This is a genomic window from Saccharothrix sp. ALI-22-I, from assembly GCF_001984175.1.
Taxonomy (GTDB): Bacteria; Actinomycetota; Actinomycetes; order Mycobacteriales; family Pseudonocardiaceae; genus Actinosynnema.
Genome location: NZ_MTQP01000027.1, coordinates 14731 through 41386 on the forward strand (window position 1 = coordinate 14731; position 26656 = coordinate 41386).

At 70.1% G+C, this 26656-nt stretch carries 30 protein-coding genes; 17 read left to right on the forward strand and 13 right to left on the reverse strand.

Annotation, left to right across the window (positions count from 1 at the left end; all coding sequences use genetic code 11):
- Positions 1-2 precede the first annotated feature (2 nt).
- From ALI22I_RS01805 to ALI22I_RS01815, 3 genes are all read right to left on the reverse strand, one after another.
- A complete protein-coding gene (locus ALI22I_RS01805) occupies positions 3-992 on the reverse strand; it encodes a phosphotransferase family protein (protein ID WP_077003827.1) in 990 nt (329 codons plus the stop codon).
- A gap of 337 nt (positions 993-1329) precedes the next feature.
- Complete coding sequence (locus ALI22I_RS01810; RefSeq protein WP_077003828.1) at positions 1330-2166, reverse strand: hypothetical protein; 837 nt, start codon at positions 2164-2166, stop codon at positions 1330-1332.
- 52 nt (positions 2167-2218) lie between these two features.
- Positions 2219-2746, reverse strand: coding sequence for a hypothetical protein (locus ALI22I_RS01815; RefSeq protein WP_077003829.1), 528 nt, complete (start codon positions 2744-2746; stop codon positions 2219-2221).
- Positions 2747-3068: 322 nt separating this feature from the next.
- On the opposite strand from ALI22I_RS01815, the gene ALI22I_RS01820 reads away from it, so the two are divergent.
- From ALI22I_RS01820 to ALI22I_RS01845, 6 genes are all read left to right on the forward strand, one after another.
- Positions 3069-3626, forward strand: a complete 558-nt coding sequence (locus ALI22I_RS01820) for a DUF4254 domain-containing protein (protein WP_179118054.1) — start codon at positions 3069-3071, stop codon at positions 3624-3626.
- A gap of 3 nt (positions 3627-3629) precedes the next feature.
- Positions 3630-3929 carry a hypothetical protein gene (locus ALI22I_RS01825; RefSeq protein ID WP_077003830.1) on the forward strand — a complete coding sequence of 100 codons (300 nt, stop codon included), beginning with the start codon at positions 3630-3632 and terminating at the stop codon, positions 3927-3929.
- Positions 3922-4266, forward strand: a complete 345-nt coding sequence (locus ALI22I_RS01830) for a hypothetical protein (protein WP_077003831.1) — start codon at positions 3922-3924, stop codon at positions 4264-4266. The genes ALI22I_RS01825 and ALI22I_RS01830 overlap by 8 nt, the downstream gene beginning before the upstream one ends.
- 261 nt (positions 4267-4527) lie before the next feature.
- Complete coding sequence (locus ALI22I_RS01835) at positions 4528-5151, forward strand: NucA/NucB deoxyribonuclease domain-containing protein (protein ID WP_077003832.1); 624 nt, start codon at positions 4528-4530, stop codon at positions 5149-5151.
- A complete protein-coding gene (locus ALI22I_RS01840) occupies positions 5139-5732 on the forward strand; it encodes a DUF6461 domain-containing protein (RefSeq protein ID WP_077003833.1) in 594 nt (197 codons plus the stop codon). Before ALI22I_RS01835 ends, ALI22I_RS01840 begins: the two co-directional genes overlap by 13 nt.
- A gap of 2 nt (positions 5733-5734) precedes the next feature.
- Positions 5735-6379 carry a non-canonical purine NTP pyrophosphatase gene (locus tag ALI22I_RS01845; protein WP_238598012.1) on the forward strand — a complete coding sequence of 215 codons (645 nt, stop codon included), beginning with the start codon at positions 5735-5737 and terminating at the stop codon, positions 6377-6379.
- Between the two features lie 214 nt (positions 6380-6593).
- On the opposite strand, the gene ALI22I_RS01850 is transcribed toward ALI22I_RS01845, so the two are convergent.
- Positions 6594-6842, reverse strand: a complete 249-nt coding sequence (locus ALI22I_RS01850; RefSeq protein WP_202970564.1) for a hypothetical protein — start codon at positions 6840-6842, stop codon at positions 6594-6596.
- 452 nt (positions 6843-7294) lie between these two features.
- Between ALI22I_RS01850 and ALI22I_RS01855 the strand changes: the two genes are divergently transcribed.
- A complete protein-coding gene (locus ALI22I_RS01855; RefSeq protein WP_077003835.1) occupies positions 7295-7672 on the forward strand; it encodes a hypothetical protein in 378 nt (125 codons plus the stop codon).
- A 97-nt stretch (positions 7673-7769) separates the two neighbouring features.
- Here the strand turns inward: ALI22I_RS01855 and ALI22I_RS48445 are convergent, their stop codons facing one another.
- Both ALI22I_RS48445 and tyrS read right to left on the reverse strand, forming a co-directional pair.
- Positions 7770-7949 carry a hypothetical protein gene (locus tag ALI22I_RS48445; protein WP_143531889.1) on the reverse strand — a complete coding sequence of 60 codons (180 nt, stop codon included), beginning with the start codon at positions 7947-7949 and terminating at the stop codon, positions 7770-7772.
- Between the two features lie 8 nt (positions 7950-7957).
- The gene (gene tyrS / locus ALI22I_RS01860) at positions 7958-9355 is read right to left on the reverse strand and encodes a tyrosine--tRNA ligase (protein WP_077003836.1); all 1398 of its coding nucleotides are present in this window, start codon (positions 9353-9355) and stop codon (positions 7958-7960) included.
- A gap of 238 nt (positions 9356-9593) precedes the next feature.
- Between tyrS and ALI22I_RS50265 the strand changes: the two genes are divergently transcribed.
- Positions 9594-9767, forward strand: coding sequence for a hypothetical protein (locus ALI22I_RS50265; RefSeq protein WP_179118056.1), 174 nt, complete (start codon positions 9594-9596; stop codon positions 9765-9767).
- A gap of 29 nt (positions 9768-9796) precedes the next feature.
- Here the strand turns inward: ALI22I_RS50265 and ALI22I_RS01865 are convergent, their stop codons facing one another.
- The 3 genes from ALI22I_RS01865 to ALI22I_RS01880 all read right to left on the reverse strand — a co-directional run bounded on the left by ALI22I_RS01865 (position 9797) and on the right by ALI22I_RS01880 (position 12557).
- Positions 9797-10435 (reverse strand): hypothetical protein, encoded by a 639-nt coding sequence (locus ALI22I_RS01865; RefSeq protein ID WP_077003837.1) that lies wholly within the window; start codon positions 10433-10435, stop codon positions 9797-9799.
- 6 nt (positions 10436-10441) lie between these two features.
- On the reverse strand, positions 10442-11068 hold the full coding sequence (locus ALI22I_RS01870) for a hypothetical protein (protein ID WP_143531890.1): 627 nt from the start codon (positions 11066-11068) through the stop codon (positions 10442-10444).
- A 514-nt stretch (positions 11069-11582) separates the two neighbouring features.
- Complete coding sequence (locus ALI22I_RS01880) at positions 11583-12557, reverse strand: endonuclease/exonuclease/phosphatase family protein (protein WP_077003839.1); 975 nt, start codon at positions 12555-12557, stop codon at positions 11583-11585.
- 143 nt (positions 12558-12700) lie between these two features.
- On the opposite strand from ALI22I_RS01880, the gene ALI22I_RS01885 reads away from it, so the two are divergent.
- Positions 12701-14614, forward strand: coding sequence for a hypothetical protein (locus tag ALI22I_RS01885; RefSeq protein WP_143531891.1), 1914 nt, complete (start codon positions 12701-12703; stop codon positions 14612-14614).
- Here ALI22I_RS01885 and ALI22I_RS01890 read toward each other — a convergent pair.
- Entirely contained in the window at positions 14595-14789 is a 195-nt protein-coding gene (locus tag ALI22I_RS01890) for a hypothetical protein (protein WP_077003841.1), read from the reverse strand. The genes ALI22I_RS01885 and ALI22I_RS01890 overlap by 20 nt on opposite strands.
- A gap of 64 nt (positions 14790-14853) precedes the next feature.
- Positions 14854-15360: a hypothetical protein gene (locus ALI22I_RS01895; protein WP_143531892.1), complete on the reverse strand. Its 507-nt coding sequence runs from the start codon at positions 15358-15360 to the stop codon at positions 14854-14856.
- Positions 15361-16119: 759 nt separating this feature from the next.
- On the opposite strand from ALI22I_RS01895, the gene ALI22I_RS50270 reads away from it, so the two are divergent.
- From ALI22I_RS50270 to ALI22I_RS01925, 7 genes are all read left to right on the forward strand, one after another.
- Complete coding sequence (locus ALI22I_RS50270) at positions 16120-16284, forward strand: hypothetical protein (RefSeq protein ID WP_179118057.1); 165 nt, start codon at positions 16120-16122, stop codon at positions 16282-16284.
- 585 nt (positions 16285-16869) lie between these two features.
- Positions 16870-18180: a hypothetical protein gene (locus ALI22I_RS01900; protein WP_077003843.1), complete on the forward strand. Its 1311-nt coding sequence runs from the start codon at positions 16870-16872 to the stop codon at positions 18178-18180.
- A gap of 36 nt (positions 18181-18216) precedes the next feature.
- Positions 18217-18651 (forward strand): hypothetical protein, encoded by a 435-nt coding sequence (locus ALI22I_RS01905; protein WP_077003844.1) that lies wholly within the window; start codon positions 18217-18219, stop codon positions 18649-18651.
- Entirely contained in the window at positions 18648-20060 is a 1413-nt protein-coding gene (locus ALI22I_RS01910) for a hypothetical protein (RefSeq protein ID WP_077003845.1), read from the forward strand. The genes ALI22I_RS01905 and ALI22I_RS01910 overlap by 4 nt, the downstream gene beginning before the upstream one ends.
- On the forward strand, positions 20057-21406 hold the full coding sequence (locus tag ALI22I_RS01915; protein WP_077003846.1) for a hypothetical protein: 1350 nt from the start codon (positions 20057-20059) through the stop codon (positions 21404-21406). The genes ALI22I_RS01910 and ALI22I_RS01915 overlap by 4 nt, the downstream gene beginning before the upstream one ends.
- A gap of 100 nt (positions 21407-21506) precedes the next feature.
- Positions 21507-22589, forward strand: a complete 1083-nt coding sequence (locus ALI22I_RS01920; RefSeq protein ID WP_077003847.1) for a hypothetical protein — start codon at positions 21507-21509, stop codon at positions 22587-22589.
- A 91-nt stretch (positions 22590-22680) separates the two neighbouring features.
- The gene (locus ALI22I_RS01925) at positions 22681-23124 is read left to right on the forward strand and encodes a helix-turn-helix domain-containing protein (protein WP_238598013.1); all 444 of its coding nucleotides are present in this window, start codon (positions 22681-22683) and stop codon (positions 23122-23124) included.
- A 7-nt stretch (positions 23125-23131) separates the two neighbouring features.
- On the opposite strand, the gene ALI22I_RS01930 is transcribed toward ALI22I_RS01925, so the two are convergent.
- Positions 23132-24217: a helix-turn-helix transcriptional regulator gene (locus tag ALI22I_RS01930; protein ID WP_143531893.1), complete on the reverse strand. Its 1086-nt coding sequence runs from the start codon at positions 24215-24217 to the stop codon at positions 23132-23134.
- An 87-nt stretch (positions 24218-24304) separates the two neighbouring features.
- Between ALI22I_RS01930 and ALI22I_RS01935 the strand changes: the two genes are divergently transcribed.
- Positions 24305-25672, forward strand: a complete 1368-nt coding sequence (locus ALI22I_RS01935; protein WP_077003849.1) for an FAD-binding oxidoreductase — start codon at positions 24305-24307, stop codon at positions 25670-25672.
- Between the two features lie 278 nt (positions 25673-25950).
- Here ALI22I_RS01935 and ALI22I_RS01940 read toward each other — a convergent pair.
- The coding region (locus tag ALI22I_RS01940) for a transposase (RefSeq protein ID WP_143531894.1) at positions 25951-26656 on the reverse strand (706 nt) is incomplete at its 5' end.

A 26656-nucleotide genomic window follows, 5' to 3' on the forward strand; every position in this document is an offset into this window, starting at 1 on the left:
GCTCACCCCCGGAGCTGGTCGAGTACGTTCCGCATCTGCTCGTACGTTTCCGGGACTGCGTCGGCATTTCCCAATCGGTGTCGCTCCAGCCGGATAGCTCCGATGTGCTTGGCCCGGTAGAACAGCGACCGCCGGGCCGCGCCCGGCGTGGACGGCCGCGGCCCGTAGGTCTCCCAGAACGCGTCGCGTTCCGTGCCGGGATTCTTGGCCGCCATGAAGATCGTCCAGTCGGACTCGGGGTCGCCCCACGATGTCCGGTCGTTGTCGAACACTCCGCTGATCGTGGGCTCGGCCGCGCCGGATGCCATCATGACGTTGACCGTCCACAGATCGCCGTGGAGCAACCGCGGCTCCGCGACCTCGTCCAGGACAGCACGCCACCTCTCCGCGGCAGCCGCAACCTCCCGCACGTCCGCAGAGTCGAGACCAGCACCGTCCAGATCGGCCGCGAGATCGGCAAAGAAGGCGATCACAGCCTCGCTCCACGTGTCGTACCACGGACCTGCCACCGGGCCGAAGCGTTCCCCTCGGACGGCATGGATACTGCGGGCGATCTCACCCATCTGCCGGAAGAAGGACCTCCACTGTGGGCGCGGGTACTGTCCGATAGCTTCCGGACCCGGAACCCCGTCGAGCACCGTCTGGAACAAGTAATCCCTGCCGATCACCTCATGGGTGAAGTCCGCTGCGAGCGTCCGCGGAATCATGGGCGCGATGGGCGCGAGAAACGGCACGCTCGCATGCTCATTGCGCATCAGCCCCTGCTCGATGCGAAACTGCCGGGCCGACTCCGGGGCGACCCGGAGGATGACCGGACGATCCCCCTCGATGTCGACACGGTACGTGTTGTTGTACATCCCATTTCCGAGCTCAACCGCCGAAGTCACACACGTATTCGATCCGAACGCCCGCCGGCACATGGCCTCGATCTGCCCGGAGGTCACCGACTGCTGGAACGCATCGACGGAACGCTCAATCTGGCGGAACTCCACTGGACTCCTTCATGCTCACGGCGACTACGATTGGAAGTTTCGCCGAGTCGGTTGATATCGCACCTACAAACACCGTCACATTCCCGGTCATCGTAGCAGTGCATGACCGACGCCGACGCCGACTTCGACCGCCGAGCGTCTGAGTCTGGAGCGGATTCCAGCGGCCGACGGGTTCGTGGATCCGTTCGCTCCGCGCAATCCCGTGACGAGGTTCCGTCCCATGAATGCGCGGCACCGTCCAGTTCGTTCAGCGGATATCTCACTGATGTACGCCGACCTTCGATCGCCGGTCCGTTCCGTAGACCGTTGACCTCGATGTGCTCCCGCCATTGACCGCCTACCGAAGGGCGTCCAGGAGGCGGTCCGCTTCGCGTCGAGCGGGCTCCAGCAGCGGACTGGGTGTCGGCTTCCCAGAGTTGATCCGGATGACGTTCGAGCAGACCAGGAGTTGAGCAAGCAGCCCCGAGCGGGTATTGAGATCGTCCGCGAACACCTTCTGCACGACGTCGGCCACGGCCGGCACCAGCAGGCTGCCTACCCACAGCGTCGCGGCGTCCAGGCCTCGCGGTCCCAGTCCCCAGTCCTCCCAATCCAGCAGGTAAAAGTCCGGCGCGGTGACGTTGCCCCAGTGGACATCGGCGTGGGCCGTCGTCCACTCGTCCACCTCGGTGGCCACGCCCTCATCACCGAACACCTGGTTGATGCGGCGCGTCAGGTGCTCCTGCGGCATCCCCACCCGCCGGGTCGGGAACCCCGCGAGAGCCACCAACGACGACGCCAAGCCCTCCCACCACCCCGCCGGAAGGTCCGGATCGCTGTCGATGACCCCGGTCGGGTGGACCGCCTTCGACCTGATCAGCTCGACCTCGTCTGCGCGCCACACCACCGACCGGTTCCGATCGACCCACCGGTACGAGCGATACAGCTCAGGCTTCTTGACACCGACGACCGCCGAGGCGATCTCCCCGCCGGTCCACGCCTGTAGGCGCACCTTCTCCGGAGCACTCCACGCCACGCGCACCCAAGTGTCCGCAGTCGTGGGGAGGCCGACCGTCGCCCCCTGGGTGCCGTAGGTGATGCCGGACGGGTCCAGCCGCGCCCCCAACGCCCTCTCGGCCTCGGCGAACACGTCGTCCAGGATTTCGTCACGCAGCTTGTAGCCGTCGAATTTCATAGGCGGACACTAGCCAATCTCCAATGTCGACTCGCGACCCTTCTACGCGTATTCACGCAGAAGCGTTCGAAAGTCGACAAGCGCTCGTGATCCACGTGCAGGTGGCTGGCCAGGCACCGAAGGCCATGAAGGCGCAGGTGTGGACGAGATAGCCCACGGCGCTGTGGGGAGGGCCGCGCAGTCTGGCCGGATAGCTGGCTTCCAGCAGGTCGGCGGAGAACCGGAGTTGGGCAAGGACGGTTTCGCGGGCCAGGCCGCCGCCGTAGGTGTGGTCCCACCCGGCGAACACGCGTGCCGCGGTGTGGATCTGCTCGATCTCGGTCTGGCCGACGCGGGCGGGAGCCGCAGTCGGCTGGGTGCCTTCCAACAGGGCGGCGACCGGGGCGAGCGCGAGGGTGCCGACGCCGAGGGCGGCGGTGCGCAGGAATTGCTTTCGGTCCACGGTCGCCAGCTTTACCACCGTGCGGCGACGGTTGCTGAAGCCCAGCGCGGCGTCGCTGGAAGCACCGAGGGTGACACGCAGTGCCTCGCGGTACAGCGCTCCGGGCCAACGGATGTCGCCGCGTTCGAGCTTGCCCATGTAGTTGGCGTCGAGCTCGACCTTCCGCTCGTAGTGACGTCAGATGTAGGCGTTGACCAGGTCGGCGAGTTCTTGCCGGGACAGGCATTCGCCGGGCTGCGTCGGCGAGGCGGTGCGTTCCCGCGCCTGCCGCAGCTGATCGTTTGCCGTGGACACTGGTCCAGCCTCTCGAGGGTGTGACCAGGGCCATCGTGACACGCAACGTGACGGAACGGGTACTGCTCCGCGAAAGGGGAGGATTGGAACCCTCCCCGAATCCTCCCCTTGACATCCCCGGTTCCTGGTATTTGCAGCAATGCGGATCGCGGGCACGGTTGGTGGCATGACGGAGATCGCGCTTGAGCAGGGTGGAACGGCGAACGCCGCCGCAGCCGGCGTCATCCCGCGTGCCTCGCTGGTGGTTCGCGCCTTCAGCAGTCCTCACGAGGTCAACGGCCTGCACTCGGTGCTGGCGGTGGCGGCGGACCTGGGTGCCGAGAACCGGGCACGCGCCGAGGTCCAGCGCGTCCTCAGCGATCCGCGCAGCGACGAGCACGTGGTCGCGGCGGCTCTCCGCGCGATCCACGACCACGATGTCACCCGATCGGTGCTGGTCGAGCGGATCGACGTCTGGGCGGCCGGGCAATTCGGCGAGTCCAGTGCGCGGCTGCTGCACACCGAGAGCCTGGGGCAGTTGGCCGACCGCTTGGCCGCTGCGTGGGTTCGGTCCCGGCTGCTGGCCGAGGACGACAACCCGGCCGCGCGTGATCCGGCGAAGCTCGCGCTGCACCGGCTGGGAGAGCTGTGCATCGGCTACGACGACCTGGTGGCCGACCTGCTGGGCGGTCGGCGCCGGTTGCCGATCTACCAGGTACTCACCGGCCACGACGTGGCGGCATGAGACGTGGACGGGACACGCGATGTCGTCGCCGTCGTCGTGGCAGTCGACAGCCCCGCCGGTCGCATCGCGACGACCATCGACGAACTCACCACCCACCTCCCGTCCACTGGTCAACAGCTCGTTTGCCCGATCTGCTCGGCTCGGTCGTGGCCGTGTCCCCCATTCCACGACGCGGCGCACCGGGTGATCGCCGTCGGAGTCCGGCTCGCCGACCTGGTGCCGGTCGACCTGCACCCGCAGCTGTGGCCACCGGCCACACCGCAGCAACAGCCCTGGCCCACCGAGGAGGTCTCGAATGGCTGAAGCACCGCTCACGGCCATGCACAACGCCGTGTTCGACCACCTCAACTACCTCGACACCCTGGTCGGTGAGGGTGATCTCCGATGCCGCGCGGCCTTGGCGGACTCCGAGATCGCACGCCTTACCGCCGCGTGGCGGGCTCTGCTCGACCAGCACACCCTCGACGAGCGCGGCCGTTGCCGGCAGTGCTCCGGCCAGCTCCGTGCACGGAGATCACCGTGCACGGTGTGGACCACCGCCCACCAGCACCTGGTCACCGACGGCCCTCCCACGGCCGCGACCGGTCGGCACGCGGCAGCCGACCGGCGGTCGTCCGTCGCCGTGCTGGGGGCCTCCTGACCGGAGGGACGCGCCGCTCCCGACGCGGCGCGTTCCTCCGGTCGCATGACCGCATCCGCGAGCCGCGCTCGCACAACGGACCGGGCGCTCGTGCTCGAACCCGCGAGCACGACGCCGCCCAATGTCAGCCTCACCACCCCGACGAACCGGATGTTCTTGGGCCGGACCATTCGGGTGACCATGCTCGATACACCTCTCGGCCAGCCACGCCATCCGCCACGCTGCCATGCCCTGTTGCTGCGGCAAGGAGTTCGCCCAACCATGTCCAAGACCCGCTCCAGCGTCTTACCCCTCCTGTTCCTCGGAGCTGTCGTCATCCTCGTCGGCCCCCAGTTCCTCGACGGCGTGCAGGACGTCCTGCCCGAACTCGGCGGATCGACCGACACCGCCTACGCCGTGGCCCCGGCCGTCAAGCCCCGCACCGACCAGTGCACCGCGGACCAACTCCTCAAGGACCGGCTGTGCGACGACCTCAAGGTCGTCAAGCTCGACGCCGTGAAGATGCCCTACATCACCCGCAACATCCAGCTCGCCTGGGGCGAGGGCAAGCCCGCCATCCTCCACAAGGATGCCCCCGGCACCGACCAGACCAAGCGAGGCGTCGTCTGCGGCGCGAGCGTCTTCACCAAGACCTTCCCGGACGGCAGTTGCGACGAGTACGCCTTCGCCTCCGCGGTCGAGGGCGGCCAGTGGGCCAACGTCCGCACCGAGGAAGTCCCGTTGCGTGAGCAGAACTGCCAGGGCGGCACCCTGCGCCAGGAGTACCGTCGGGCCAACATCGCCCAGGGCGACGCCTTCATCGTCGTCATCACCAACCCTGACAAGATCGCCGCCAGCGCCTACGCCGGAAGCGACACCGCCGAGGACCCGTCATGCACCAGTTGACCGACGCCTACGACTGGATCGAACGCCAGGACGTCGTGATGACCTTCGCCGTCATCACGCGCTCCACGACGCAGGCAGTCGTCCGTACCTACGGCGGTGACCCGGCCAGTAGCCGGCCCATGACCACCGTCGAGGCCGAAGACGCCGCCCTGGACGACCGCGGCCACTTCCACGTCCAGGTCTTCGAGCACCAGGACCACGTCATCGCCCTGGAGAACAACGGCTGGAGCGGCACCATCCCAGAGATTGCCCGCCGCGCGTCGGCCGGCGGCGGCTCCTTCTTCAGCGTGCACTGGAACGTCAACGGCCTGTTCCGCATCACCGAAGCCGCTGACGGCAAGGTCACCGCCTGCTTCGACCCCATGCGTGCCGACGCCGACGATCCCGGTGAGGTCGTACCGGGATGGGCCGCCGAAGTGACCTTCGAGGTCGGCAAGCTCAGGGCGACCTGCCTCGCGGTGGCCGAGCAGCAGACCGGTGTGGCCTTCGACCAAGCCTGGCTTGCGGCCAAGCTGACGACCTACCGCATCCCCGACCCGGACGTGCTGCTGAAGGACGTCGAGGACGCGCGGGTTCCGTAGACGTGACCAGCGCGCCTTCGCGTCGGACTGAGCTGCAAGAAAGCGGGTTCCGGGTGACGGGTATTGACCCTTACCTTTCGAAAGGCGAGCAGGTGATCGACCGCATCGCGCTCATTACAGGCAACGAAGGCAAAGCCCGCGAGTACGCCACCCTCCTCGGCATCGACGTCGCCGCGGTCAGGGAAGACCTCATCGAAATCCAGGACCTCGACGTCGTAAAGGTCGTCCAGCGCAAGGCCCAGGACGCGTACTCGAAGCTGCGCGGCCCGGTGTTGGTGGACAACACCGGCCTCAGCCTCACGGCGTGGAACGGCCTGCCCGGCGCGCTCGTCGCGTGGTTCCTGTCCTCCGTTGGTGTCCAGGGCATCCTCGACATGGCGGCCGGCGTCGAGGACCGCAGCACCACGGTGACGACCGCGCTGGGCTACGCCGACGCCGACGGGGTCAGGGTCTTCACCGGCACGCTGTCGGGGGTACTGACCACCGAGCGCCGCGGCGACGGCGGCTTCGGGTACGACTCCATCTTCGTGCCCGACGGTGGTGATCTCACCTTCGCCGAGATGTCCAGCGAGCAGAAGAACGCGATCTCGCACCGTAGGTTGGCTGTCGAGGAATTGCGAAGGGGCCTGGGCATCTCCACCGGCTGAGCGCCGGAGTCCGCGCGGCCCTTCATCGTCAGCGGAGCTGCTCGCACGGTTCCGGCAGGTTGCACAGGAGGCGCCATCCGCGGCCGCCGCCCTGCTCCGCACGGCCGCGGATGGCGCTGGTCACCGCTTCATGGGCCACAGCCCGCAGATCACGACGAACGATCTGGTCGACCAGATCGTCTCGATGATCCTCAAGTACCTGCCCTGGGCTTGATCAGCCCGGACGGACATGCGAGCAGAGTGGGCGCCGCTCGTAGCCGCCGGGGACACCGGTGCCGACGGCTGTCCAGAATGCTCGCGAGTCGGAGAAGTGGCCGCCGAGGGTGTGCCAGCTCAGGCCGGGGTGTTCGATGCGCAGAGCGGCCAGACCGGCACCGGCCAGGCCACACCGCTGAACGTACGGATCGGTGTACGGCTGCTCGACCCAGCCCAGCCGGCAGCGGCGGCAGACCTGGTAATCCACGGCAAACACGGTCTGGCCATCGAGGGTGGCGGAGCGCTCACGCCAACCAGGCCGCTCACCGGACATCGCGTCGTGCCAGGGAGTGCTCGACTCGGACCCAACCGGAAGGCCGCGTGGGCCGCCAAGCCTCCCACGGCTGATCCACCGCAGGGACCTCACGCCACGATTGCCGACCCGACACGCGACCCACCCGATAGGCCTGCCCTGCCAGGTGCCGGGCCGCCTGCGCGTTGTCGCCCACCATGACGCCATCGTGCCTCGGCCACGAGGGCGGACCGGGGACGGCGCACCGGATCTCCACAGCTCAATCTCCACCACGACCCCGTCCCGACGATGAACGTGGCGGCATCGACGTCCGACCGGTAGCGGGCACGGCGTTCGACGAGCGAGACGCCGCCCGGATTCACCCGTTGTGCGGCTTTGACGGCATCGCCGTACCGAGGACTCGGGCAATGCTGATCCGGCACAGCCCGCCCCGTAGGCCCGAACGCGGTGAACCGGTGATTGCCGTCGGCACCGAGCCGTGCGGCGATGTCGACGCTTCACCGATCAGGATGCGCGCGGTGTCCCGGTCTCCGTCGACCGCGGCGGTGGACAGCAGTGATCCGTACACCGACAGGCACTCCGCGCCGCAGTACAGCTCGGGGCTGCACGACGGCGGAGGTGTCGACGACCAGACACTGCGCGGTGTCGGCGTGACCGGCGCGGTGCAGCACGATCGCCAGGCTGGGCTCCGTGAGGATGTCGCCGACGTTGTAGGCGGCTTGCAGGGCAAACTGAATGATGCAGCGGAGATCACGACGCTGCCGACCCGGGGCGCGTCGCAGTGAGCGGACGATCCACCAGGTGCCGCAAGCTGACCGTTGACCGTTTGAGAGACCAAGTCGTCACCGCCCAGCAGCAGAAGGGTTGTCGAAGCGAGCTGGATCAGACCCGTCCCGTCGATGGGTGGTCATGCGGGCGGTAGGCGGACCGGGTGTGACGGCCCGCCTCGGGGGTCGTGTCGCAGCCGACCACGGCCGCCACCCGCGATGCCGCGCCGGTGCGCTCCTCGGGAGTGGGCGCGGTGACCAGGGTGCCGAACAGGTCCAGCACCACAGCCTGCACAGCCTGGATCAGGCGGTGGTGGTGATGCGGGCGAGCTTGCGGCCGACCTTGAGGTAGTAGTCGCCGGTCTGGCCGTCGAGCTTGTCCTTGACCAGGGTCGCCAGCGGTTCGCGGGTTTCGTCGGCGCTCAGCGTCACCTGCTCTTGGCCGCCCTCCGACTCGACCACGAGGCGGAGACCGTTCTGCTGGGCGACGCGGCGGACATCGCCGTTGCTCTTGGCGAAGCCCAGGGCCTTGACGACCTCGGTAACGGGCTGGCTGAGGTCGGGGATCGTGGGCAGGTCTTCGACCTCGCCGAAGGTGCGCTTGGAGAAGCGGGCGACGAACTCCTCGCGAGCCTTCATCGCCGCGTCGACGCCATGGATGGCGGCGGTGACCTCTCCGGCGAGGACCTTCTTCAGATCCATCGGGTGCAGCGTCCCGGCCTCCACACGCTCGCTGGTGATGGCGAGTTCGGGGTCCAGCCATTCCGACAGCGCCCGGAAGTAGGGCTCCACGAGCCGGTCGGGTACCGACATGATCTTGCCGAAGATCTCGCCGGGCGGGGCGGTCAGCGGCACGTAGTTGCCCTTGGACTTGCTCATCTTGGCCCCGGTGCCGTCCGTGCCCTCGATCAGCGAGGTGGCAACCACGAGTTCGGGGGTTTGACCGCAGACGTCCATGACCTTGCGGCACATCTGCATGTTGAGGAACTGGTCGATCCCGCCGACCTCCAGGTCGCAGTTGGTCTCCACGGAGTCCAGTGCCATTACGACCGAGTACATCAGTTCGGCCAGCGACAGGCCTTGTCCGGCGTCAAGGCGCTTGCGGAAGTCCTCGCGCTGGAGCGGCATCGACACCGGGATCTGCGAGATGATCTCGATGATCTTCGGCAGGGTGATCTGCCGCAGCCAGTCGCCGTTGTGGCGGAACTGGGCGCGGTCGAAGTCGAAGAACGGAGTGACCTGCTGGCGGTAGGTCGTGAGGTTGCGGGCGATGTCCTCGTCGGTCAGGGCCGGGCGGTCGTCGGAGCGGCCGGAGGGGTCGCCGATCTTGGCGGTCATGTCCCCGACGATGAACACGACCTGGTGGCCCATCCGCTGGAAGCGGCTGAGGATGAGCATGGGCACCGAGTGCCCCAGGTGCACCTCGGCCCCGGTCGGGTCGATGCCGAACTTGGCGATGAACCGGCGGCCCTTCTTGTCCGCGGTGATGATTCGCTCGGCCAGCGCCTCGGTGGACGGCTGAAGCTCCTGCGAGCGAGCGGCGATCAGGGCAGCTTGCTCGGCCGGGGCCAGGTCCGACAAGTCCAGGCTGCGGCGCTGCGTGGTCTCGGTCAGCAGTTCGCGCACGGTGGCGTCGGCCGCGAGGTCCGCGCCGTTCAGCAGGGCGGTGGCGCGGTCAACGGACTGGCTCAGTCGGGTCATCAACGCTCTCCTGGAAACTGGATGTGCATCAATGCTACCGGGCCATCGCGAGCCGATTCCTCCTGGTCAACGTGGCCACAAGCTGATCGGATCGCGCACCTCGGGAGGGCCAAGGACGTCCCGAACCATTTCGGTCAACGGGACGTCGGGTGCCCGATGCTGCGGGGTTGCGCCGACGCAACGTCCGCGACTTCTGGAAATCATCCGCAATCTATCCGGCCGAATTACCGAGGCCAAGATGAACAACTGGCTCGGCGAAGTGCAAGGACTCCAGGTCAGTCTCATCGACGCCAAGAAGAAACTCGTCAGTCTCGATCGCACTCTGGAACGCACGCGCAATAACAGCACGGCGAGACGTGCCGGCCTCGGAATGCCGGTCATCACGAGTCCGGCCGACCGCGAGCGTCGCTGACGGCTCGGCTGATGTCGCTGGAGGACCGCTCACCGCCGGCCGGGCGGGATCCTGCCTCGCCGTGACAGCAGTCGGTCGGCCAGGCGGTGTCCCAGTGCGAGGCCGATGCCGGTGACCAGTCCCGCGGTCAAGCTGCCCAGCGGTTGGCGTACGAGGCGATTGTGGTGACACGGCACCGGATGCGCATCATGCGATAGCGCCGCGGTCGTCACGGGCTCGGCGACGGAAACCTCGCCGCCCGGCCGGGGCAATCGGTGAACGTGATCAGCCACCTGTTCGAGTTTCGAGCTTACTGGTTGTCCCTCCCAGATCAGCACGTTCACGCGGGCGGACTCATCGTCGGCCAACGCGGTGAAAGCGCGATCACCTGAGCAGACCGTGAACAACACGCACCCCTCGACCCGCATCCGCTGTGCGTGGGCCAGCAACGCGGTTTCCGCGGCGTCCGAGCCGGGTGGCACCCGAAGGGGTGCGACACCCAGGCAGGCGAGCGCCGAGGCCGTGGGATCGTCCTCGGCGTCGTGGGCCGCGTAGGCGGCCACTGCGTGATGGCGTTGTCCGGCGGCGTTGAGCAGGGCGGTGACCCGAGCGCGCAGAGTGCGAGGTTTCGGGCGGAATCCGACCACGTTCTCCAGGTCGATGAGGACCAACCGGTCTGTCGGCAGCATCAGCAGTCAGGTCCTCTTCTTCGCGCGCTTGGTGTTCTTGCTCGGTTGCCGACGAGGTCGACCAGCCGCGCCCAGGTCGCGGGAGCTGCCGAGGAAGGAGCTCAGCCGGCCTTCCCAACAGCGCCCGAGTTCGTAGGCGAGCCGGGTGCCGTGTTCGCACGCGACCCGGTCAGCGGGATCCGCGGCGTGCTCGGCCACCTGCGGCAGCAACGTGTTCAGCTCCAGCGCCAACGCCAGGATGGCGCGGCGCACAATCCCCGCTGCGGATCGGTCCACCGGCTGGTCCGGGTCGTGGTGGACGGCTGCCCGGTCGTCGACGGGAATCCGGAAGTCGTCGGGGACCAGGCCGTCCACGGTCTCGACGACCTCGTCGGTATAGGGCAAGGACGGCGCGTCGCGCAGCCGCGTGGCCACGGCCGCCATCACCGGGCGGGCATTCCGGGCCAGCACGGCGTCATCCGCGTTGTCCTGTGCGAGGAACCCGCCCGCCGCCTCCGCAGTGCCGAAGCCGTGCCACGCAGCCAGCAACGACGCCGCCGTGTCGGTCGGATCTGTCGACCGCAGCCGAGTGATCGCCTCGGCGACCAGATCCAGGGCCGTACGCGTACTATCAGCGGAAGATGTAGTGGCCACACACGGACCGTAGTCACGGACACCGTGACACGAACGAGCGATCCCGACTAGGGAACGGGTCAATTCGGGCAAGATCTAGTCCGGAGAAGGCCGCGCGTCTTCGCGAGTCCGGCCTCACCGTGTACGGGTTCGGCGAACGCAAGACGCCCAAGCCGTTCGTCGCGGCCTGCGACAAGTTCGTCTACACCGAGAACCTCGCCTACACCGAGAGCACCACCGCGCCGATCGACGTCGCGCTCAAGTCGACAGCGGTCACCTCCGCCGCCCAGCTCAAGTCCGACACCACGCTGGTCAACCAGCTGCGCAGCGCCGTCGAGGAGCGTCGGGTACAGCCACCGCCGCCGGTTGTCGACAGAGGATGGTCACTCAGTCAAGGGTGCGGATGCGGGAGAGTGCGGGGTCGTAGTACCCGGTACAGCCCTTCCGTGATGTTCTGTCGGTTCGCCGGTTGGAGGTCAGAAGGCCGGTTCGGGGCTTTCCGTCGAGGTCCTCCGTATCAGAGGCCCGTGCCATATCAAGCGCGATCGGAGGCGTTCCAGGGTCGTGCGTCCGCGCCGCCGGCCAGCGCGTGCTCGTCGACGTCGACTTCGATCGGATTGTGATCGGTCAACTCGACCGGCCGGTCGTCGATCAGAATCCTGACCTGCTCCAACGGCACCACCCGGTAGGCGGCGATCGCGGCGTCCGGGGCGTGGTGGGTGGCATACCAGCGGTCGATTCGTCGATCGGGGTTCCTGTCGGCCGGGTGGAACCCGGTCGTCGGGATCCACCCGGTGCCGGTGATGACGGCGCAGTCACGCATCCGGCCCAGCCGGGGGTGTTCGAGCCGGACGGCGGCCTGGCGGTCGACCAGGCCGTCCTCACCCAGCTGATAGGCGTGGTCGGGATGCCACGGCGGGGCGGACCTGCCGACGTAGGGGTCGTGGTCGTACCAGCTGTAGCCGTCCTCGTCGACGACCTGTTGGGCGCCGATGCCGTTGAAGTCCCCGCCCAGGAATCCCGGGATGTCGTCGCGGTTGAAGACGCGCAGCAACTGGCTGGTGTCCATCCGGGCCCAGGTCTGATCGAACGGCGAGAGCTGGACGGATCCGATACGGGCCTTCGGCCCGCCGAGGTCGAACACCGCGGCGACGGCGCAGTGCCACATCCCCGCGCCTTCCCGGGTCAGCGGATGCAGGGTGCCGGGCACCGGCTCGATCCCGTCGCGCCACAGCAGCCCGGTGTGGTGGATGATCCCGCCCACCGCGACCGCCGGTTCCCCGGCCACCTCGCAGCGACGGCCGACGGCTTCGGCGAGTCGACGCAAGCCCGCGACGGCACCCGGGCACTTGTCCTTGTGGTCCTCTCCGGTGGAGATGATCTCCTGCACGGCGATCACATCGGCGTCCCGGTCGCGGATCAGGGCTTCCAGGCCGGCGAACCGTGCTTCCTCGGCCGGATCGTCGCTGCCGTACAGGTCCAACGCGTTCACCGACATCAACGTGATCATGGAAGCTCCTCGCGGGTCCTGCTCGAAATCGCCGGATCGTCACCGCAGCGCCGCTACTGTAGCGGTGTGGTCACCCTGGGCTCCGTCGCACGGGGACGCGGGCCGTGTCGTGTGGTGGCCGGGACGGAGGCGGTGGTGGGGTGGTGACCGTACGGGTGTCGTGGTCGCAGGCGGTGACGTGCGCGCAGCGGCTGCAGTCCGGATGCGAGGCGGTGTCGCCGTCGCGGCCGCTCGGCGACGCCGCGTACCGGTCGACGGTGGAGCGGTGGGCGCTGGTCGTGTACGCGATCGCCGGGGAAACCGGAGAGGACCCCGACGCGGTGCCGGAGTCGGAGTGGGCTTCCCGGTTGAGGTACCGACTCGACGACCGGGACGCCTTCACCGAATGGCTGGGCGGCCAGCTGATCGCGATGGGACACCCGGTGAAGCCGTTGGAGATGCCGGAACGCCTCCGCGGCGGATACGCCGACGCGCAGGCCACCGACATGCACCTGGCCGCCCTCTATGCGGAGTCGGACCCGCGGTCGGACGACCCGGTGGCGGCACGCTGGCGGTCGGACACGATCGTGACGGCAAGCTCGGCGGAGACGACCGACGGCGTGACCGTGACCTTCCCGTACGACTGCCCGCTGTGGCAGCACCGGCCGGTGATGATCGGCCGACTGGACGCGGCGCTGCACGTGGAGCGGGGCGGCTGGCTGCCGGGAACGCGGGTACGCACACGCGGGGTGCCTCACTGGATCGGCCCGGACGGGCGGCTGCCCGCCGAAGCCGGGGTGTCCGGCGACCGGGCGGAAGTCCTTTCCCCGGTATGGGAACTCGACCACGAGCGGCACCGCCTGGCCGACGGGCCGCCGCGCGCGTACCGACTGCGCCACCGCAGCCTGTCCACCGGCCGGGCCGCCGCGGACGCTCCCGGCCCGGTCCCCGCGTCGGCGCTCGTGCTGGACCTGGACCCGTTCCCCGACCCCACCCCCGTGGCCCTGCCGGAGCCGCCGGCCACGGAGTCGACGGACCCGCACGTCACCGACAAACACGTCACCGACAAAGGTGACGTCGTCCCGGTGGTCGACCGGGACACGGAGCCGAAGCCGCTGCCGCACGCCGGGGTCGCGTCGGCGGCCGGCACGGCATCCGGGCCGACCGGCAGCGGGGTTCCGGGGGTGCCCGCCGACGTCGACCCGGACCGGGCGGCGGCCATCAACCGATTGTGGCAGCTGCGCGACCGGGAACTGTCCGAGTGCGGCGACTCGACACCGCGACGGGTCGCGGAACGCCTCGTCGCCGGCGCGTACCTCGGCGTGGACGAGAAGCCGCCGACCAGCCGGGACCTGTTGCAGGCCGAGCAGGCACGAAGGAACCGGCCGATACCGGACCTGGCACCGTGGTGCGACCCGGACCGGGAGCTCGTCACCGGCACCGCCCGCGACGAGCTGCGGAACTGGCTCCGGGCGATGCGCTGGTGCACGCTCCGGCAACGCGAGGTCCTCGACGGACTCGGCCCGGACTCCACCCTCGCGGACGTCGAGGACGTGCTGCGCCAGGAGGGTTTCCTCCATGTGCGCACGGTGCCGACCTGGACCCCGCCCGATGCCACCGGTGTGCTCGCCGCAGGCCCCGACGGGGTGGACGTGGTGCTGGTCAACCCCGACACCGGGTGGCTGGCCACCGTCCACGCCCCCGACTCGGGATCCGGACCGCGGGTGGAGAACGTCCGCGTCCACCTCAACGCCGCCGAACTCGACCACGGCCTGCTGATCCCGGGGCCCGCCGGTCAGATCATGTTCGACGCGCAGGGACGGCGCACGAACATCGCCTTCGGCAGGATCACCGCGCACCCCCGACGTCGTTCCTCCGGCGACGAACCCAGCCTGCGGGTCCAGTTGGCCGTGCTGCGCGCCTTCACCCGGCCGGTGATGCCGTGGCTGCGCCACCCCACCGTGCACCTGGGCCGTGACGGCACCCCACCCGTCTGGCGGCGCAACGTCCTGGCCGCGCTGCCCGCCTGGGTGCATGATCTGCTCGGCCCCGCCCTGATCACACCCGAGAGCCCTTGACCACGGTTTCCACGATGTCCCCGGTCCCCGGTTGCCTGGATCCGGTTGGTCCCGCGTCCACGGCCGGCACCATGGGCCGCAACAGCACATGCGGCCGTGCCCAGGCGGCGTCCAGGTCGCCGGACACACCGGCCTCGGCGGCCAGCCGCCCGTCCTTGCCGATCCAGTGCGGCACCCCCGCGTCCCTGGTAGCCAGCCACCCCGCTCCAGCAGCAACACCGCGTCCAGCTGGCGGACCATCACCAACCGGTACCGCACAACGCGCAGTCGTACGGGTCCGTCACGACCATGCCGTCGGTCGTCTCCGACGAGCCCGCCGTCACCACCGTGTCCGACCGCCACCGCGCCGCCACCGGATCGTCCGACCGCGGGTCCGACTCCGCCCGGAGCGCGGCCAACAGCATGTCGGCCGCCTGCGCGTCGGCGGCTGCGCCGCGGAGGCACTCCGGTATCTCCACAGGATCCACCGGGTGCCCCATCGCGTTCAGCCGCCCGCCCAGCCACCCGGTGAAGCTGTCCCGGTCGTCGAATCGGTACCGCAACCGGGAAGCCCACAGCGACTCCGACACCGCGTCCGGGTCCTGCCCGGTCCCCCCTGCGACCGCATACACGACCAGCGCCAACCGCTCCACTGTGGATCGGTACCCGGCTTCGCCGCCCCACCCTGATGGCGACGGCGACACCTCCTCGTACCAGGACCGCAGCCGCTCGGCACAGGCCACCGCCTGCGACCACGACACCCTCACGCTCACCACCCGACTACCGCCTCCCACCCGCCGACCACGACTCTTGCCACGTCACGGGCAGGTGCGGGTGTTCCCGCTGCGGACGGTCGGTGACCGGTAGGCCGGGCCCGGCCGTACCCGGCAGCGCACCGCTCAGAGTGCCTGCTTGGCCTGGTGCCGGGCGGCTACCGTCAACGGGCTTGGTGGAGGAGGCTGCCGCATTCGAGGCCTGCGTCGGGAGAATGTCCAACGCCCGCGGGTTCCACAATCACACTACGGGGGAAGGCGACATCCCCGCAGTCCGCAGACAGGTTTTCAAACATAGATGGTGAACAAACGAGCCATCCGGCCTCCACGGGCGGAGGCGTGGACCGGCTCTACCAGTTCGCATATCCCGCGGTCACGAGGAACAGCGCATCCGGGCATCAGCTCCCGCCGTGTCCCGGCCCGATGCACCCCGTCCAGCGTCACAGCAACCCACAACCCAAGATTACAGTGCGTACCCAAATCGCACGACCTCTGTAGTTGTTTTCGCAGGTCGTTGACTCCACGTGCGCCCGTAAGGCAAAGTCTGATTACGTTCAGTACAGGGGGTACTGAACGGGTCGGGATACGGTACGTGTCCGGTTAAGTGACCGCTCGGCGCGCCGACAACTGGTGGCCACGAGCGGACACAAAGCCGCATCCGCAGGATGCCGACTCGACGTCACGGGCGCCTACGAAGAGCATCGAAGCTCCTTGCACAACGTCCGTCAAACCACGTTGGGGGACGTGGCGGCAATGAGATCGCTCAGTCAAGAGCGCTTGGACGACATCCTGCCCGAGAACGCGCCACGCGTCTCGGTATGGGAGGACACCCCTACCAGGGTGCCAGTGGCGGCACGCAGATTCCTGCTCGTAGTCGCGATTCTCGTGATCCTGCTGGCGTTGATGCTCTCGGCGTGACCCGGTGTGCCCGACGCGGCAGAGGCCAACACGATCGGCGTGAGTCCCGGACCACTTGTCCGGTTTGACCTAGCCGTAACCGAATCCGGGCTGCCCCGCAGGCCGTGCGCCACGCGCGGATCGCCTGCCGAACGCAGCTGCGGGACCCGCTCAACGAATCCACAGCTCATCGGGGGATGGGAATGATCAAGTCGGTCAGGGTGCTCGCGTTGGACACCGTGCTGTTGGTGGCGACCGCGTGTACGGGCAACCGCGGGGGAAGGAGCCGCCTGCGGAGCAGTCTCCCACGGCTGCGGCCGAGACGGTGGACCCCCGGCGGAGCCCGACTCGGGCCGCATCCGGTCCCAGATCCAGGGCGATGGCCCGGACTCCCCTATCGACGGCGTGTTCCTCGGGCTCCAGGCCCGCTGACCCGACCACCGCAGAGCGTGCGGACCGGCGCCGTCGAGGGGACGCCTGGCACGCACATCCCATGAGCCGAGCAGCAGGCCCCCTTCCCTGCCAGCCCATCCCGATGCCCTGGCTTGCCGACGAGTTCTCGGCTCGCGGACCGCTCCCGCGTCCACCCCGGCGGCGAGGTGACCCATGGCCGACCTGACCGACGCGCCGATGATCCAACTGGTGCCCGCCGCACTCACCCCGGGACACCCGGACGAGGCCGAGCACCGCGCCGAGATCCAGCGCCGCTGGGATCTCGCCACGGCGCTCCGCTCCACGGTGTCACCGCCCACGCCCGCAACTGTCCGGCCGCAGGCCCCCACGTCCACGACGCCCATGGTGAACCGGTCACCGCAGGACTCGGCTTCCGTCGCGTCCACCGTCGAGAGCGCCCGCTGCTACCTGGGCGCGCTCACCGAGATCCACAGCCTGTGGGTTCTCCAGGAAGCCGGTGTGCGTCCCGAGCGGCTCTACGCCGAGCCCGACGCCGCCCGGCAGGTGATCGCCGTGCTGGAGCGCGAGACCGCGCGAGCCGAGGGGTACAACCCGGTCGGACTGGCCGCACGCCACATGGCCCACTGGACGGATCTGGCGCTGTTGCGTGAACCGCGCGCCCTCTACGACGACCAGACCCGCCAGGCGGGCCACATGGCCACGGCCCTGTTGGAGCAGTGCGCCTGGGTGTGCACCGACGCGCTCGCCCGCCTGCACGGTCCGTGGACGCTGCAGCAGGCGCTGGCCGTACCGGGCCTGGGCAAACAGCCCTACCTGTTCCGCGACGCGGCGAGCTGGGACACGCTGCCCACGCTCGACGTCGCCCTCGGCCGTCCCGGCGACACGATCACCAGGGCGGAACTCGACCGGGCGCGCGCGGCGACACGCGCCGAGATCGCCGCCGCGGCCGCCGCGCATCCTCCACCACCCGCCGCCGGAGTCGACGAGCGGACGCAGCGCCGGCGGGAGGAGGTCGCGTTCCTCGTCGAGGCGCTGGGCATGGTGGCCCTGGCCGCCGACAGCGACCTGCGCGTCGACGGCCGGCCCGTCGCCCGCGACCTGCGCGACCGTGTCCTGGGCCTGCATCGCGAGGCCGCCGCAGCGCGTACACCCAGCGCGGTGCCCACCACCACCATCACGGTCGCGGGCCTGCGCATAGACCACGCCTTCGACCGCACCGTGGGTGCCGTCGTCGTCGACATCCGGGCCGACCAGGCAGTACTGCGCTTCCCCGCACACCGGCTTCCCGCTGTTCTGGACACGCTGCTCCAACCCCGCCCCAATGCGATCACCACCGTGGGACGTCTCGTCTCGCGATACGGCGACGTCCCCGCGCCGGTCACCACCGCGCCGGTCACCACCGCGCCCGCCACCGCGGCCCAGGTCACTTCGGCGCAACCGGCACGCCGGCCGCACCGCGCACCCGCGCCCGCCGCGCCGCCCACGCCCGTCCCACGCCGCTGACCGCGACACCGGAGACAACCACACCAGGAGAACACCATGAGAGCGCACCTCGTCACCCACCGGCATCCCGCGTCCGAGGCAGGGCCCACGACGCCCCGGGCCCGCCGGTGGCACCTGCTGGTCGAACTCGTACACGCGACCGACCCCCGCCTGTCGCTGTGGCCGGGGTTGCTCGCCGGTGCTCCGGTCACCGCGCCGGTCGGACCGGGCACCGACACCCCGATGGACCTGGCGGTGTTCCTGCGTTCGGCCGCCGACCACGGCGCGTGGATCCTCTACGGCCGCCACCTCGACCCCGGCACCGACACCGCCCCCGCCCCCGACACCGCCGCCGTCACCGGTGAGCGGGAGGTGTCGGTCGAGCACGGCCTGACGCTCCAGTACCCGGCACCCGGTGGCGTCGTGCACCTCTGGACCGCGGTGGGCGTCCCACGCCCGGCCGGCCGGCGCGCCCCGCTGGAGCTGACATGATCGACGACCCGTCCACCGCCGCGGCGATCGAGCTGGTGCTCGCCTCCCTGACACGCGACCACCCCGACCGCGCGGCCGGCGCCGCCGAACTGCGCCGCCGCTGGGAAAGGGCCGAACACGCGAGCGAACTCCGGGACACCGCAGTCGAGCGCGCCGGCGACGGCTTCACCCGCCTGGATCCCGCCACGGCGCAGCGGGCCGCGTCCGCCGCCGGCTACGACCCGGCCGACCTCGAACCCGCCCGCGCCTACCTGGGCGCGCTCACCCTGATCTACGAGCGGTGGGTGCTGCAGGAGGCGGAGGTCGAACCCGAGAACCTCTACGCCACGCCCGAGCACACCGCGCGGGTGCACGACGTGCTGCACCGCGAAGCCACCCGCCACGAGACGCACCTGGAGAACGGCGCGCCGGTCCCGGACCCGCTGGGCGCCGGAGCCTGGTACCTGTCCCGCGCGGTGGAACTGGCCCTGTTCGCCGCCCCCGACCAGCTGCACGACCAGCTGCTGCGGTGGGCCGGGAGCCTGCACGAGGACTCGCTGCGTGAGCAGCGCCTGCTGTGCTCCGAAGCCCTGCCCCGACTACACGGGCCCTGGGCACTGGAGCACGCCCTGGCCGGCCCCGGTCTCGGCAAGGACTACCACCGGCCTCACCAGTCCACGGGCACGCCGGTCGTCACCGGCTTCGACATCGCCCTGGGCCGCCCCGGGCTACCGGCGGCCGACGCCGAGGCGGAACTCGCCACCGCACGCCAGGCGGTGCGAGCCGAACTCGCCGCCGAGATCGCCCGCCTGACCGGCACCACGGCCCTGCAGGACGGATCGACGGCCGCGCAGCCCGAGGCGGGGAGCCTGGCCGACACCGCCGGCAACCACGTCGCGGGCTTCTTCACCGCGGCGCTGGCGGTCACCCGGATCGCCGCCGACGACCTCATGCGTGTCGACGGCCGCCCGGTCCCCGGCGACATGCGCGGCCATGTGCTCAGCGAGCACTACGCGGCCGGACCGTGGCACGAGATGATCACGAGCAAGCCGGACGTGGCGGTACAGCGGGCACTGCCCAGCACCACCATCACCGTGGCCGGGCTGACCATCGACTTCCGGCCCGACGCCAACGCCCGCGTCGAGATGCACGAGCTCAACGCCGCCGGGACGATGACCACCCGCTTCGACCTCGCCCGCCCCGTGGTGGCCGAGATCAACGCCGCCGGGGTAAGTGCCCGCTTCGACTTCCGCCGGCTCCACGGCCTGCTCGACGTGCTCGGCAGTCCCGACGCGGTCGCCAGGATCGCCCGATACGCCGTGCACCGCGCGATCCACACCACGGCCGCCACCGCGATCGGGTCGATGGGGCAACGGCCCACCATCACCGTCCCACCAGGACAGACCTCCTCCCACCAGAGGCGACGATGAGCACCGGCCACGCCGCGACACCACTGCCGGAGCTGGTGATCGCCTCGCTGACCTCCGGCCACCACGACACGACCGCCACACGCGAAATCCGGCAGCGCCGGCACCGCGCCGCGCTGCACAGGTCGACCCGCCCGCCATGGCACGGCCAGACCTACGACCCGGACAGCCGCCTCGACCCCGTCATGGAGGACGCCCGCTGCCTGCTCGGCGTCTACACCGTCGTCGGCGAACTGTGGGTGCTGCAACAAGCCGACGTCCACCCCGCCGCCCTCTACACCGACCTGGGCGCGCCGCCGCGGGTCGTGGAGATCCTGCACCGCGAACTGCGCCGCACTCCCGGCCGGTTCGCCGACGACGGCACCATCGAGGGCGAACCCGACCCGCTCGCCGAAGGCGCCCGCGACCTGGCCCACTGGGTCCAGCTTGCCGTGTTCGCCGACATCGACACCCTCCACGCGGAACACGCCCGGCCGGCCGGCTCCCTGCCCGACCCGCGTCTGGAACAACTGCACACCCTGTGCTCGCGTGCGCTGGCCGAACTGCGCGGACCGTGGTCACCGGACGCCCGCCTGGCCGCCCCGGAGATCGGCAAGACCTACTGGGAACCACACCGCCCCGCCTCCCCGAAGGCGATCGCCGGTCTCGGGATCGCCCTCGGCCTGCCCGGCGGCATCGTCACCCACGATCACGTGCGGCACTCGCGCGACCAGGTCGACGCCGAGATCGCCCGCCTGTCCGCCACCCGCCTTCCGCCACCCCGCGCCCTGGACGCGGCGCGCTTCCCCGGCCCCGACCGGCAGCACGTGGCCGCTCGACTGCGCCCGACCGCGGAGTTCCTCGCCGACGCCCTCGGCGTGGTCCGTCTCGCCGCCGACCACACCGCCCGCATCGACGGCCGGCCTGTCGCGCCCGCCGCCTACGCAAGGATCGTGGACTGGCACGTCGTGGCCGCCGCACACACCTCTCTGGATGTCCTGCCGGCCACCCGGATCAGCATCTCCGGACTGCGGATCGGGTTCGTGCCCGGACGAGACCGTCGACCTCGTCGTCGCCGAGATCGACGCGGCCGGCACTCACCGCCGGGTCGACCTCGGCGACCTCGACGACCTCCTGGAGACGCTGCACCGTGCCGACGCCATCACCACGATCGCCACGATGTGGCTGTGGGGAGAGCTCTACGGCGACAACGGCGACACCGCGCGAACCGGCCGTTGGCGGGCGGTGCACCGACGCGCGACCACGGCGGCAGGCCGGGGCCCGGCGCCGTCTTCGGCGAACCCGCGCGGGGCCGGGAGTCGGGCGGCACCGGCGGGAGGCGGGGCCCTGGACCCGCCCCGCTCGCATGACGCGCCGAACGTCGCGGGTCCGCGACGGGCGCCCGGCAGGGCCGGCACAGGAACCGTGCAGGTCGATCACCACACAGTCCGATCAAGGGGGAACGAGGACATGATCAGATACCTGTGGGCGGTGCCGGCCGTGGCGTTGCTGTCGGCGTGCGCCGGTGGCGGCGCCTCGCCGTCGGACAGCCCGACGCCAGGCAGCCGGAACCGGCAGGCACCGCAGAGCCAACCGGCGATCCCCGACAAGGACCGCGAGGCCGCGGCGGCGCTGGGGACCTATCGCACGATCGACGCGTGCGGGCTGCACGACATCGAGGCCGCCGAGAAGGTCACCGGTGACCTCGGTGACTCGATCCTGGCCACCTCCGACGGTCTCAACCATTGTGAACTGCACCTGCACAGCGCCGAGAACCGCACGACGTGGCGGCTCAAGCTGGAAGTCGGCGCGCGGCTGCTGTCCCCCGAGCGCCGGGAGTTGCCGGAGCGGACACTGGGCGCGGTCGAGGTGTACCAGCGCGAGACCGAGCGCAACTGCACGCTGTCCAAACCGCTGGACGACCTGCGGACCCTCGAACTGCTGGTCTCCCCCACGGGCGCGGGCACGCCCGCGAAGAAACCGTGCCAGGTGGCCACGGAGTACCTCACCGAGACCGCGGCGTTGTGGAGCGACCCGCCCGAGCGCGCCGACGGCCGCACCACCCCGCGGTTGAGCCTGGCCGAGCAGGACCCGTGCACGGCCGCCTCGGCGGTGCTGGACACCTACGGCGAAGGCGCCGAACTCAACCCGGTCGAGGTCTTCGCCTGCGAGGCCGGACCGAAGCCGGACCCCCAGGCCCCGCGCACGTCGGCTCCCCGCGCGACCAGGGTGAGCTTCGTGCTCGACAGCGACCCAGCGCGTCTGGTCGCTGCGCTCGGCAACGCCGGCGAACTCGCCCTCGGCGGGCGCAAGGCGGTGATCCTCCAGCAGGGCAACGGCTGTTCCGTGTATGTGGTGTGGGACCAGGACACCGGGATCGTGGAGGACCGACGGGCCCGCACTCCCGTCACCGCCCTCGAACTGGTCCACATCAGCACCGCCTCGTGCGAGTCGGCACAGGCCGCCGCCGAGAAGATCGTGGCGAAGCTGGGCACGCCGAGCCGACCGGCCGACAGCGGCACGGCCGAGATCACGCTGGGCGATCTGGACTAACTAGTGGTGTGTCTCAGAGGGTTGACCCGGTAACCGGTCGGTGGGGCCAGCGGGTCGGGCTTGTCCCGGATGTCGAGTGTGGGAGGTGGTTGTGGCTCGTCATCCGAGTGTGTTCGTGCGGCCGTTGTCGATGGAGGAGGGTCGGAGGCTTCAGCGGGTCACCAGGACCGCGAAGGACCCGGTGCGGTTGCGGCGGGCGATCGCGGTGCTCATGTCCCGCCAGGGCTTGGCGGTCCGGGACGTCACCTCGTTGATGCAGGTCGGCGAGGACTACGTGCGGGATGTGGTCCACGGCTTCAACGAGCGGGGGTTCGCGGCGCTGGACCCGAAATGGAGCGGCGGGCGGAGTCGGACGATCGGAGAGGCGGTCCGGCAACGGATCTGTCCGATCGCCCGTACCTCGCCCGCCGACTGGGGCATCACCGCGTTCTCGACACCGACACCCCGATGTCCCGGGGTGGGACAGCCCGAGACCAACTTCGCCACCGACTCACCCATCCGCACCTGGACCCGTTACCCGGCCAAGGCTGCGTGACAAGCCGCTAGTCGAGGAACCAGCCGGTGCGACCGAGCGGGACTTGGTCCTGGATACGCGGCACGTACTGGTCGAAGAACAGCCGGTAGGTCAGCTCGGCGCGGCTGCGTGCGCCGAGCTTGGCGTAGACGTGCTTGATGTGGTCGTCCACCGTGTGTGGTGACACTGCCAGCCCACGCGCGATCTCGTGCCGGGAGTGCCCGCAGGCCAGCAGCCGCACCACGGTGCGTTCACGCCGGGTCAGTCCGTAGGCGTCGGCGACGATCGCGGCGACTTCGACCGGGCGAGTGGGTTCGACGATGATCGACGCCTGGTCCGCCGTCCGATCGGCGTGCAAGGTCAACCACCTGCCCCGACGGGTGCGCAGCCTGCTGCGCACCGGACCGCTCGCGAGCACCCGTCGGGCCAGCACCACCACCGAGAACGGCAGTCCGGAACGGGGGTCGAGTCCGTCGTCGATCTCGGCGAGCAGCTGCTCGGCGGCCTCGGTGCAGCTCACCCGCTCCAGGTCCCCGCTCACCAGGACGAGGCCGGGTCCGTCCGGCATCGGCCGGTGGGTGATCTCGGCGAGCACCATCTCGCGGCGCATGATGTCGGCGACACCCGTCGTGGCCTGCCCCGCGAGTGCGATCTCAGCGGGTGAGAAGTCGGCGACGTCGGAGCCGCGGAACGCGACCATGGCCCCCCACACCGCCCGGCCGGAGCGGAACAGCAGCCGCATCTCGTACGCCAGCCCGCTGGGCACGAGGATGTCGCGGTACCGCTCGCTGCGCTCCGGTCGTCCGCCGGTCGCGCCGTTGAGCGTGGCGGCGTTGCCCCGACCCCGGGCCAGGTCCGCCAGTGCGAGGGCGTCACTGCCGCGGGCTTCGATCTCGGCGAGGTGGCCGAGGTGCTCGGCGGGCAACCCCTCCTCGTGGAAGCCACCGGTGGTCATCACCGTGGCGGGGTCGACGGTGAGCACGCACCAGGCGTCGAACGGCACGGCCGCGCGCAGGGGGCCGACGACGGCGCGTTCCACCGCCACCGGGCCGCCCGCGACACGGCAGGCTCGGCGGACGTCCTCCGCGACCCGCTGGGCCGACCGGACCCGCATGACCTGCAGTATCACCCTCCTGTGCGTCGTGGGCACCCCCGATTCCGGGGATGGCGGCGGGTTCACGGCCGGGTCGATCGTCGAGTCATGACAACGATGTTCGAAGGTTTCACCGGACTGCTCCTGCGGCCTGGGGACGACGGCTACGACGAGGCCCGGAGGGTGTGGAACGGCGCCGTCGACCGCAGGCCCGCGTTCGTCGCGCGGTGTCTGTCGACGGCCGACGTGGTGGCTGCGATCCGGTTCGGCGTGCGGCACGGGCTGACGATCGCCGTTCGCGGCGGCGGGCACAGCATTCCCGGCCACTCCGTGTGCGAAGGCGGGCTGGTCGTCGACCTCTCCCCGATGAAGTCGATCCGCGTCGAAGGGCGGGTGGTGCAGGTCGGTCCGGGTGTCCTGTGGCGGGAGCTGGACGCCGTCACCGAAGCGCACGGGCTCGCCGTGCCGGGCGGGGAGATCTCCGACACCGGGGTCGCCGGTCTGACGCTCGGAGGCGGGATCGGCTGGCTCTCCCGGAAATACGGGCTGGCCTGCGACAACCTCGTCGCCGCGCGCGTCGTGACGGCCGACGGCACGGTGCTCGACGTGAGCGAGGACGACCACGCGGACCTGCTGTGGGGTCTGCGCGGTGGCGGCGGCAACTTCGGCGTGGTCACCCGGTTCACCTTCCGGCTGAACCCGATCCCGGTTCCGCTGTTCGCCGGGATGGCGATGCACCCGCTGGACCGCGAGCCGTTGCGCGCCTTTTTCGATCTCGCCGCACACGCACCCGACGACTTGGGGCTGAACGCGGCGCTCATCACCGCACCGCCGGAACCGTTCGTGCCCGCCGAACTGCGCGGAAGGCCGGTGGTCGTGCTCGCCGCGGGCTACCTGGGTCCGTACGGCGAGGGCGTCGAACTGACCCGCACGCTCCGGGAAGGCGCACACCTGGACACCTTCGGTGCCCTGCGCTACACCGCACTCCAGTCGATGGCGGACGCCGCGACACCGCCGGGTCTGGCCGCACACGTCCGCTCGGAATGGTTGGGGCCGATGTCGGGCGACGCCGTCGACGCCCTGGTCGAAGCGGCAGAACGGATGACGTCCCCGCTCAACCAGACGCTGGTGCGGATCATGGGCGGGGCCATCGCGCGAGTCCCGCCCGACTCCACCGCATTCCGCTTCCGCGAGGCCGCCGCGATGCTGACGCTGGCCGCGTTGTGGTCGGACAGTTCGGACGACGGAGAACCACACCGGGCCTGGGCTCGCAGCGCCTGGACGGCTCTGCGTCCGTGGTCGGCGGGTGGCGCGTACGTCAACCACCTCGACGACGAGGGCCGCGCCCGGGTTCGCGAGGCTTACGGCACCGAAACGTGGGCGAAGCTGGTCGACCTGAAAACCCGGTACGACCCGACGAACGTCTTCCACCACAACAACAACGTCCCGCCTCGACGGACACAGCGCCCGGAGTGAGCTCTTCCAGCGTTCCAAGACTCCTCGGAATCCGATCCGACCGGGAACGAACGACTTGGCAGAAAACCTGCCTCCGGGCTGACGCATCGCCCACAGGTCAATCCGGGCATGCCCTGGCCGGACATCAACGCCGCGATCGCCCGCCGCAACCCCACCGGGTCCTTTGCGGCCCCAGTTACCGGGTCAACCCTCCGAGACACACCACTAGTCCGAAAATCGCCGTGACCGGGCAGCCAGGGATCGCCCGGCGAAGCCGGGTTGGCGGTGGTGTGTGGTGGTCAGGCTGCCGGGGTGAGGGTGACGGTGTAGCCGAGGGCTTCAAGTTGGCGGATGTGGTTGCGTTTCCTGCGGTCGTCGCCGACGCGCTTGTCGTGGAAGTCGGGGCCGAGGTCGAGGTAGCGGGTGTCGGGGTCGGACAGCAGGTGCCAGATGATGATCAGGATGGAGCGGCCGATGGCGACCAGGGCTTTCTTCTTGCCGCGGCGTTTGGCGAGGCGTCGGTAGCGTTCGCCGAGGAAGGTGTCGGTGCGGGCGGCGCCGACGGCGGCCTCGCCGAGGATGCGGGCCAGGTAGCGGTTGCCGTGTCCGGTGCCGGCGTTGCCCTTCTTTTTGCCGGCGGATTCCTTGACCCCGGGGGCGAACCGTGCCCATGAGACCAGGTGCCCGGCGGTGGGGAACCGGCCCATGTCCGGTCCGATCTCGGCGAGGACCACCGCGGCGGCGGTCGGGCCGATGCCCGGGATCTCATCCAGCCGGGCGGTGGCCTGGGCGAAAGGGAGCACCATCTCCTCGACCTTGGCCTCCAGGGCGGCGATGTCGGCGTCGATCGCGTCGACGCGGGCCAGCATCCGCTCCAGCAGGAACGCGTGGTGGTCGGTGAAGTGCCCGGTGAACGCCTCCTCCAGCGGGCCGAGCCTGGCGCGCATCCGGCTGCGGGCCAGTTGCGCCAACCGCTTGGGGTCGCGTTCGCCGGCGATCAGGGCT

Coding starts and splice junctions, on each gene's coding strand:
- ALI22I_RS01810 (WP_077003828.1), bottom strand. CDS start 2,166: ATGAAATTCGACGGCTACAAGCTGCGTGACGAAATCCTGGACGACGTG.
- ALI22I_RS01815 (WP_077003829.1), bottom strand. CDS start 2,746: ATGGGCAAGCTCGAACGCGGCGACATCCGTTGGCCCGGAGCGCTGTAC.
- ALI22I_RS01820 (WP_179118054.1), top strand. CDS start 3,069: ATGACGGAGATCGCGCTTGAGCAGGGTGGAACGGCGAACGCCGCCGCA.
- ALI22I_RS01830 (WP_077003831.1), top strand. CDS start 3,922: ATGGCTGAAGCACCGCTCACGGCCATGCACAACGCCGTGTTCGACCAC.
- ALI22I_RS01835 (WP_077003832.1), top strand. CDS start 4,528: ATGTCCAAGACCCGCTCCAGCGTCTTACCCCTCCTGTTCCTCGGAGCT.
- ALI22I_RS01840 (WP_077003833.1), top strand. CDS start 5,139: ATGCACCAGTTGACCGACGCCTACGACTGGATCGAACGCCAGGACGTC.
- ALI22I_RS01855 (WP_077003835.1), top strand. CDS start 7,295: ATGCTGATCCGGCACAGCCCGCCCCGTAGGCCCGAACGCGGTGAACCG.
- tyrS (WP_077003836.1), bottom strand. CDS start 9,355: ATGACCCGACTGAGCCAGTCCGTTGACCGCGCCACCGCCCTGCTGAAC.
- ALI22I_RS50265 (WP_179118056.1), top strand. CDS start 9,594: ATGAACAACTGGCTCGGCGAAGTGCAAGGACTCCAGGTCAGTCTCATC.
- ALI22I_RS01865 (WP_077003837.1), bottom strand. CDS start 10,435: ATGCTGCCGACAGACCGGTTGGTCCTCATCGACCTGGAGAACGTGGTC.
- ALI22I_RS01880 (WP_077003839.1), bottom strand. CDS start 12,557: ATGATCACGTTGATGTCGGTGAACGCGTTGGACCTGTACGGCAGCGAC.
- ALI22I_RS50270 (WP_179118057.1), top strand. CDS start 16,120: ATGAGATCGCTCAGTCAAGAGCGCTTGGACGACATCCTGCCCGAGAAC.
- ALI22I_RS01900 (WP_077003843.1), top strand. CDS start 16,870: ATGGCCGACCTGACCGACGCGCCGATGATCCAACTGGTGCCCGCCGCA.
- ALI22I_RS01905 (WP_077003844.1), top strand. CDS start 18,217: ATGAGAGCGCACCTCGTCACCCACCGGCATCCCGCGTCCGAGGCAGGG.
- ALI22I_RS01910 (WP_077003845.1), top strand. CDS start 18,648: ATGATCGACGACCCGTCCACCGCCGCGGCGATCGAGCTGGTGCTCGCC.
- ALI22I_RS01915 (WP_077003846.1), top strand. CDS start 20,057: ATGAGCACCGGCCACGCCGCGACACCACTGCCGGAGCTGGTGATCGCC.
- ALI22I_RS01920 (WP_077003847.1), top strand. CDS start 21,507: ATGATCAGATACCTGTGGGCGGTGCCGGCCGTGGCGTTGCTGTCGGCG.
- ALI22I_RS01930 (WP_143531893.1), bottom strand. CDS start 24,217: ATGCGGGTCCGGTCGGCCCAGCGGGTCGCGGAGGACGTCCGCCGAGCC.
- ALI22I_RS01935 (WP_077003849.1), top strand. CDS start 24,305: ATGACAACGATGTTCGAAGGTTTCACCGGACTGCTCCTGCGGCCTGGG.